This window comes from Pseudomonas sp. SWRI92, assembly GCF_014268685.1.
Lineage (GTDB): Bacteria > Pseudomonadota > Gammaproteobacteria > Pseudomonadales > Pseudomonadaceae > Aquipseudomonas > Aquipseudomonas marvdashtae.
Window position 1 is genome coordinate 686,190 of record NZ_JABWQY010000002.1, and the last position, 7,752, is coordinate 693,941.

At 60.9% G+C, this 7,752-nt stretch carries 6 protein-coding genes; 1 reads left to right on the top strand and 5 read right to left on the bottom strand.

Features of this window, described 5'->3' with window-relative positions:
* Positions 1–8: 8 nt before the first annotated feature.
* From HU762_RS06490 to HU762_RS06510, 5 genes are all read right to left on the bottom strand, one after another.
* A complete protein-coding gene (locus HU762_RS06490) occupies positions 9–2,447 on the bottom strand; it encodes a TonB-dependent siderophore receptor (RefSeq protein ID WP_186634387.1) in 2,439 nt (812 codons plus the stop codon).
* A 154-nt stretch (positions 2,448–2,601) separates the two neighbouring features.
* Positions 2,602–3,582, bottom strand: coding sequence for a FecR family protein (locus HU762_RS06495; protein WP_186634389.1), 981 nt, complete (start codon positions 3,580–3,582; stop codon positions 2,602–2,604).
* A complete protein-coding gene (locus HU762_RS06500) occupies positions 3,579–4,097 on the bottom strand; it encodes an RNA polymerase sigma factor (RefSeq protein ID WP_186634391.1) in 519 nt (172 codons plus the stop codon). The genes HU762_RS06495 and HU762_RS06500 overlap by 4 nt, the downstream gene beginning before the upstream one ends.
* Before the next feature lie 138 nt (positions 4,098–4,235).
* Entirely contained in the window at positions 4,236–4,943 is a 708-nt protein-coding gene (locus tag HU762_RS06505) for an exonuclease domain-containing protein (RefSeq protein ID WP_186634393.1), read from the bottom strand.
* Positions 4,940–6,874: a putative nucleotidyltransferase substrate binding domain-containing protein gene (locus HU762_RS06510; protein ID WP_189664341.1), complete on the bottom strand. Its 1,935-nt coding sequence runs from the start codon at positions 6,872–6,874 to the stop codon at positions 4,940–4,942. Before HU762_RS06510 ends, HU762_RS06505 begins: the two co-directional genes overlap by 4 nt.
* A 258-nt stretch (positions 6,875–7,132) precedes the next feature.
* Here HU762_RS06510 and HU762_RS06515 point away from each other — a divergent pair, with 258 nt between their 5' ends.
* Positions 7,133–7,579 (top strand): response regulator, encoded by a 447-nt coding sequence (locus HU762_RS06515; RefSeq protein ID WP_060740319.1) that lies wholly within the window; start codon positions 7,133–7,135, stop codon positions 7,577–7,579.
* Positions 7,580–7,752: the final 173 nt, after the last annotated feature.

Consider the following 7,752-nt stretch of genomic DNA (forward strand, 5'->3'; position numbering starts at 1 on the left):
CTAACCGTTTACCATTTGTAATTCACGCTCGCGACGACGTTGCGTTGGTCGCCGTAGTAGCAGTAGAAGCCATCACAGGTGGACAAATATTCCTTGTTGAAAATGTTCTTGGCATCCACCGCCACGGTGACGCCCTTGAGGGTGTTGTTCAAACGACCCAGGTCGTAGTGGGCCGAGGCGTCATAGACGGTGTAGGAACCGACATGGCCCCAGTCAGTGTTGGTGGTGTTGCCATAGGTGTCGCCGACATAACGTACGCCAGCACCGACACCGAAACCGTCCAGCGGGCCGTTGTGCCAGGTGTAGTCGGCCCACGCGGTGGCCTGGTTGCGCGGCACCTGGGCCATGCGCTTGCCTTCTTCAGCCGCAGTGCCTTTGGTGATCTCGCTGTCGTTGTAGGTATAGGAGCCGATCAGCTTCAGGTTGTCGGTGACGTCGCCGGAGGCTTCCAGTTCGAGGCCGCGTACGCGGACCTCGCCCACTTGGCGAGTGATGTTGTTTTCGGTGACGGAGTTGTTCTGCTGGGTCAGGTCAAACACTGCGGCGGTCAACAGGGTCTTGGTGCCCGGTGGCTGGTATTTGATACCGACTTCGTACTGTTCGCCTTCGGTTGGTTTGAACGAGTCAGTGCTGTTGACGGCTGAACCCGCCACAGCCTGGAACGACTGTGCGAAGGAAATGTACGGCGTCACCCCGTTATCGAAGACGTAGCTCAGCGCCGCGTTGCCGCTGAATTTCTTGTCGCGCTGGGTGTTGGTCGCGTCGTTCTGGTTGTGGAATACAGTGCTGGTGTGAATCCAGTCTTCACGACCACCGAGGGTCAGGCGCCAGTTGTCCAGAGCGATCTGGTCCTGGAGGTACAGGCCAGTCTGGTGAGTTTTTTGGTTGTAGTGGTACATGTCGAAATACTGGACGTTGGAGAAATCCTGTCCGTAAGTCGGGTTGTTGACGTTGCTGGTCGGGACACCACCAGACCCCCATCGCCAGCGAGCGTTGCTATTGGAGCGCTGGTGGTCCAGGCCCAGCAGCAGCGTATGGCTCAAGGCTGCGGTCTGGAAATCGGCCTGGAAGTTGTTATCCACGGCGTATTGGCTGATATCTTCATCAACAATACTGGCGCTGCGTTTGACGGTGCCATCGGCGCTCACCGATTCGTCCGGGCCATCTGGGGAGAAAGCTCCACCGGCGGAGATACCCTGGAACTCCAGATCGCTCTTGGTATAGCGCAGGTTCTGACGGAACTGCCAAGTGTCGTTCAAGCGATGCTCAAAGTTGTAGCCCAGCGCGTAGTAGGTGCGGTCGTAGAATTCCCAATCCGGATCGCCCAAGTTCTTGTGATGGGAAATCTTGCCCGCCGGTGAAGCCAGTTTGGTGCCTTGCAGTGGCAGGAATTGACCGGTGATGCCGGTGTCGTCGCGGGTGTATTGCGACAAGAAGGTCAGGCGTGTGTCGTCGTTGATGTTCCAGGTCAGGCTCGGGGCGATGTTGTAGCGCTTGTCCGGGATGTGGTCGACCTGGGAATTGCTGTCGCGCACTGTGCCGCTGAGTCGATACAGGAACTGGCCTTCGTCATCGACCTTGCCGGTGCTGTCGAAGTTGATCTGCTTGTGTTCGTAGCTTCCAGCCTGCAATTGGACTTCGTTGCTGCTTTCGGCTTGTGGGCGACGGCTGACCATATCGAGCATGCCGCCAGGTGGCGTCTGGCCGTAGACCGAAGAGGCCGGCCCGCGCAACACAGCGATGCGCTCAAGGTTCCAGGGCTCGATTTTCGTCGTGATGTAGTTGCCCTTGGGCAGCGGTAGGCCATCGAGGAACTGGGTTGGCACGAAGCCGCGCACCAGCAGCCAGTCGTTGCGCGAATCCGAACCATAGCCGCTGCTTTGCACGCCGGCGGTATAGCGCAGGGCGTCGTTGAGGTTGAGCACGGAGCGCTCGTCCATTTGCTGGCGCGTGACCACCGAAACCGAGCGCGGCAGCTCGACAATCGGCGTATCAGTCTTCGTGCCCGCCGCCGTTCGGGTGGCGACGTAACCTTCGGTCGGTCCCCACGCGGTTTCGCTGACGCCGGCGCCGATCACGCTGGTTTCCGGCAGCACCATCACGCCTTCGGGCACGGCCACCAGGCTGTAGGTGCCGGCGCTGCTTTGCTCCAATTGCAGACCGGTGCCACGCAAGGCCTGACGCAGCGCGCCGGTGGCGTCGAACTGGCCTTGGACCGGTGCCGAAGTTTTGCCCGACGCCAGGGACGGGTTCAGGCTCAGGGCGAGACCGGCCTGGCTGGCGATCTGGTTCAGGGTGCTGGCCAGCGGCGCGGCGGGCAGGTTGTAGGCGCGAACGCCGGAGGCCTGTTCGGCGGCCAGCAACGGGCCGCTGGCCAACGGGCTGGCCAGGGCGATGGCGATAGCCAACAGGCTGGGGCGCAACAGGGTCTCAAACGGGCGGGACATACGGCGGCTCCTGAATGGAAATATTTCTCAGTTGCCTATGTGCCGGATGAAAATCGAAAAGTGATAGGGCTGGATGAAAATTATTTAGATTAAGATTGCACGGGTCGGCGTGGCCGTCGCGAAGACAGGCCCTGAGGGGGATCAACCTCTCACTTCAAGGCTTGGCTTCGGCTCGCGGCCCCACCACGACCCACCAGCGGGTGTGATGCTCGACCTGCACCGGCAATGTCGGTAGCAAAGCGGTCAGCGCCAGATCGGTGTCATGCAGCGGGAAGCTGCCGGTGATGCGCAGGTCCGCCACTTGCGGTTCAACGCCCAGATAGCCGCGTCGATAACGACCCAGCTCATGGACCAGGTCTTCGAGGCGGGCGTTGTCCACCACCAGCATGCCGCGTGTCCAGGCGTCGGCGCCGGGGTTCAGGGCCACTGTTGGCTCCAGGCCGTCCTTGAGCATCAGCACCTGTTGGCCTTCGTACAGGATCTGTTCTTCCTGGGCGCTCTGCGGATGCGCCGCCACGGCGGACTTCAATACGCTCAGGCGGGTGCCCTGGTCTTCGAGCTTGACCAAAAAACGCGTGCCCAACGCGCGCATGCTGCCCTCGCGAGTCTCGACGATGAATGGACGCGGATCGTTGTGACCGGTTTCCACGAGGATTTCGCCTTCCTGCAGGACGATGCGCCGCTGCTTGTCGTCGAAACGCACATCCAATGCACTGTGGGTGTTGAGGTTGATCAGCGTGCCGTCCACCAGGCGCAACGTACGTTGCTCACCGGTGGCGGTGCGCTGGTCGGCCAGCCAATAATCCAGCGGCAAATAACGATCGCCGGCGAACAGCGCCAGCCCGATGACCGCGACGATGCTGGCCAGGCCGCTGCCAACCTTGCGCACCCGGCGCCGGATGCTCGCCTTCGATTGCAGCAGCGCGGCCCGCGCTGGACCACTGGCGATGTTGAAACGCTGGTCGAGCATGCCCAGCTGTTGCCAGGCGCGGGCATGTTCCTCATCGGCCGCGTGCCATTGGGCGAACGCCTCCCGCTCCTGAGGACTGCCGCCGCCTGAATCCAGGGACAACTGCCAGGCGATGGCTGCGTCCAGCACCCGCGCGGAGACCGGTTTGCCATGGGCCGTGTTCATGTCGGCTCACCATAAAGGGCGATGTAGCACTGCTTCAGGCCTTGGGCCAGGTATTGGCGTACCCGTGGCACCGAAACCCCCAGGCGCTCGGCGATTTCGGCGTGGCTGAGGCCGTCGATGCGGTTATAGAGGAAGGCTGCGCGGGCTTTACTGGACAGTTTGCCGAGCAGGCGATCGATCTGCTTGAGGTCTTCGAGGATCAGTTGCTGTTCTTCCACCGACGGGTGCTCGGCCTCGGGAATCAGCATCAGTTCGGTCAGGTACGCCTGCTCCAGCGCCGCCCGACGGAAGTAATCAAACAGCAGGCCCTTGGCGATCGCGACCAGAAAAGCCCGGGGCTCGCGCGGTGCCGTCAGCTCGCCACGGCCCAGCAGGCGCACGAAGGTGTCCTGGCTCAAGTCCTCGGCGCGCTGCGGGCAGGCCACGTTGCGTCGAAGCCATGCCAGTAACCAGCCGCGATGGTCACGGTACAACGCACCAACCAAATCACTGTGGGAACTGGGAACTGACGACACGGAACATTCACCGACGTATTAAGTAACGAGAATTGTTCGCGATTGTGGCAGAGGCGGGGGAAGGAAAGCAATTGGCGTTGGTCGGGAGTTGTAGCGATATGCCACTCCCGAGAGAAACCTATTATTCAGGGCTGGAGATTAAAGCGAGGGCGCCTGCTGCCGCCGTTTCCATTGTCCGAGGCGTTGTTGCAGCTCGAGTGGGCTGTGGATCGCTTGCTGGCGGGCGCGACTGAACAGGATCAGGGCCAGCTCCGCAGTGGCCAAGGCGTCGGCGCTGGCGTTGTGACGGTCAAAGATTTGCAGTTTGAACCAGTCGATCCACTCATCCAGTCCCCCTTGGCGGATGTGCGCCTGAGGGCAAAGCATCGGGGCCATGTCTGCTACGTCGAGAAAGGGCTGCTGCAAGCGATAGCCCAGGTAGTCTTTCAGCGCGCGCCCGAGCATGTGGCAATCAAAAGGCGCGTGGAACGCCAGCAGCGGACTGTCGCCAACGAATTCCATGAAAGCCAGCAGGGCTTCGGCCGGGTCGCTGCCAGCGGCGATGGCACTCGGCGCCAGGCCATGAATCAGCACGCTCGGCCCGAGCTTCTGCTTGTCGCATTGCAAGGTCCGCTCGAATTGCTGGCTGAAATCGATGGCGCCGTCTTCTATGACCACGGCGCCGATGGAGAGTACCTGATCCTTGCTCAGGTTAAGGCCGGTGGTTTCCAGATCGACTACCACCCACCGCTGTTCCCGCAGGCTGCGTTCAGTCAGTTGAGTGGGCGTGGATAACTCCCTGAGGCGCTGTTGCAAGGTCTCCGACAACGTCGGTTGGACCGGGCGCAACCAGGAAAACAGGTTCACAGCTGATACCTCAGCGTCAGGCTGCTTTGCAGGCGTTGAGCCTGGCGCAGGGATTCGCGCAGGATGCGCCGGTCCAGATGATTGAGGCTGTCAGGATCGACCCGGTTGGAGTAGGGCTGGTTTTCCCGGGTTTGCAACTGGTGCTGTTGCATGCGCGTCTGTTGGATGAAGTGATAAGCCTCTTCATAGGCAGCGCCGTCGAGCGGCTCGATCACTTCCTTGACGACCAGTTGCCGCAAGCGCTCCAGGGTGTTGTTGGCCTCGATACCATTGGCCAGTGCCAGCAACCTTGCACCGTCGACAAAAGGGGTCAGGCCTTGAACTTTCAAGTCGAGGGTGGCTTTTTCGCCGTTCTTGCGGCTGAGCACAAAATCCCTGAAGCGTCCGACGGGGGGACGATGGCGCAGGGCGTTTTCGGCCATCATGCGCTGGAACAAGCGGTTGTCGGCCACCTGATCGAGGATCTGCTGGCGCAACTGCTCGCAGCCTTGTTCGTCGCCCCAAACCACGCGCAAATCGAAATAGATGCTTGAGCCCAGCAGATTCTCAGGCGTTGCTTCGCGGATAAAGGCAGCAAAGCGTCGCGCCCATTCGGCGCGGGACAGGCACAGCTCAGGATTGCCGGCCATGATGTTGCCTTTGCACAAGGTGAAGCCGCACAAGGCCAGGCTCTGGTTGATCTGTTGAGCGATGGGCAGCAGCAGTCCGCGGATCTGCGCCGCATGGGCCGCGTCCTGGGCTTCAAAGAGGATGCCGTTGTCCTGGTCGGTGTGCAGCGTTTGTTCGCGCCGGCCTTCGCTGCCGAAACACAGCCAACTGAACGGCACGCCCGGGTCGCCCTTTTCGGCCAGGGTCAGTTCGATGACCCGGCAGACGGTGTGGTCGTTGAGCAAGGTGATGATGTGGGTGATCTGGGTCGACGACGCGCCATGAGCCAACATGCGCTCCACCAGTTGACCGATCTCGCCGCGCAGGGTCACCAGGTTTTCCACCCTCGGGGCGTTGCGAATCGTCCGGGCCAGATGCACCAGGTCGACCCGCTGCAGGGAAAAGAGGTCGCGTTCCGACACCACGCCGCATAAGCGCTGGTCCTTGACCAGGCAGACGTGCGCAATATGGCGCTCGGTCATGGCGATGGCCGCGTCGAAGGCACTGTGGTCCGGTGACAGGAAGAACGGTGCCTGGGTCATGTGCATTCCAATCGACTCGGAAAAGTCCCCGGTACCGTCGGCCACGACCTGCCGCAAGTCGCGCAAGGTAAAAATCCCCACAGGCGCTTTCTGCTCGTCCACCACCACGATGCTGCCGACCTGCTGATCGTGCATCAGCTTGACGGCTTCGCGCAGCGGCATTTCGGGACTGCAACTGACTGGATGACGCATCGCCAGCTCGCCCAGGCGGGTATTGAGCGAATATTGCGTGCCCAGGGTCTGCGCGGATTTTTGCTGTACTTGCTGGTTGACCAGGTCGAGCAAGCTGCTGACGCCGCGCAGGGCAAAGTCGCGAAACGGGCCGGACAAGGCGAATAGCTTGATGAAGGCCAATTTGTTCAGTTGCAGGCAGAAGGTGTCCTCGCCTGCCCGGTGCTCGGTGCGGGTGGCTCGCTCACCCAGCAGCGCGGCGAGGGGGAAGCATTCGCCGGTGGTGATTTCAAAGGTCGTCTCGGTGCCGCCCTTGGCCGTGTGCGGGCGCTCGCCCACTACCCGACCTTGCTTGACGATATAGAAGTGTTCCACCGGACCGTCGGCCGGCTTGATGATGGTTTCGCCCGGCGCATAGAAACGCAACAGGCATTGCTCCACCAGATAGGCCAGATGGGCGTTTTCCATTTGGTTGAACGGTGGGAAGCGCTGAAGAAACTGCAGCGTCCCCTGGATGTTTTGCAACACCGCGGTTTTCCCTGCCTGGATGAAGGCGTCCGCTTTTTTCATAACGATTACGCAGCTTTTTCGAATTATTGTGGTCGGATCTGTGCCCCATGGTCGGCCCCTGAGCGTGCGGTTGCCCATTGGACGTAAGTCTAGGTCGCCGCAACGGGGCCGAAATTACGGAAAAAACCTACGCCCGGCCTCGGAAAATTCTTCCTGGAATGCTCTTGGAAAAAAATCCGACGAAGTGCACATTGAAGCGCCGCAGAACGATGTCTGACCACTGTGCCAGGGGATCGATTCAAGAACGTAGAGAGCACCATGTCCGACCACGATATTTTGAGTGACGCCGAGCGCGAGGCGCTGAGTGCCGTCATGCTGGAACCCGACCTGCCGCCGCAGCGAGTCTTGATTGTCGACGATGACAAGGACGCCCGCGAGTTGCTGTCGGAGATCCTGGCATTGGACGGGATTCACTGCATGACCGCCGCCAGCGGCGAAACGGCGCTCAAGATGCTGGAAACCAAGCCGTCGATCGGCCTGCTGATCACCGATCTGCGCATGGGCAATGTCGATGGCCTGGAACTGGTGCGCCTGGTGCGCGAGTCCGAACGGGCAGCGCTGCCGATCATCATCGTGTCGGGAGACGCCGACGTGAAGGATGCCATCGAGGCCATGCACTTGAGCGTGGTGGACTTTCTGCTCAAGCCGATCGATACCGACAAACTGCTGGGGCTGGTCAAGCATGAGTTGGGGATGGATCTCTAGCCACGGCGGTCCAGTATTTACAAACTAAAAAGCCCTGATCGCAAGATCAGGGCTTTTTTTTGTGCGTGCGCCAGGCATGGCGCGTTGCGCGTAAGCGCAACCAGCTTGGCTGTGGTGGCCACGCTGGTGACTTGGAGGTGCAAGTCCTCTACACACCCGGCAAGGGGAAGTGT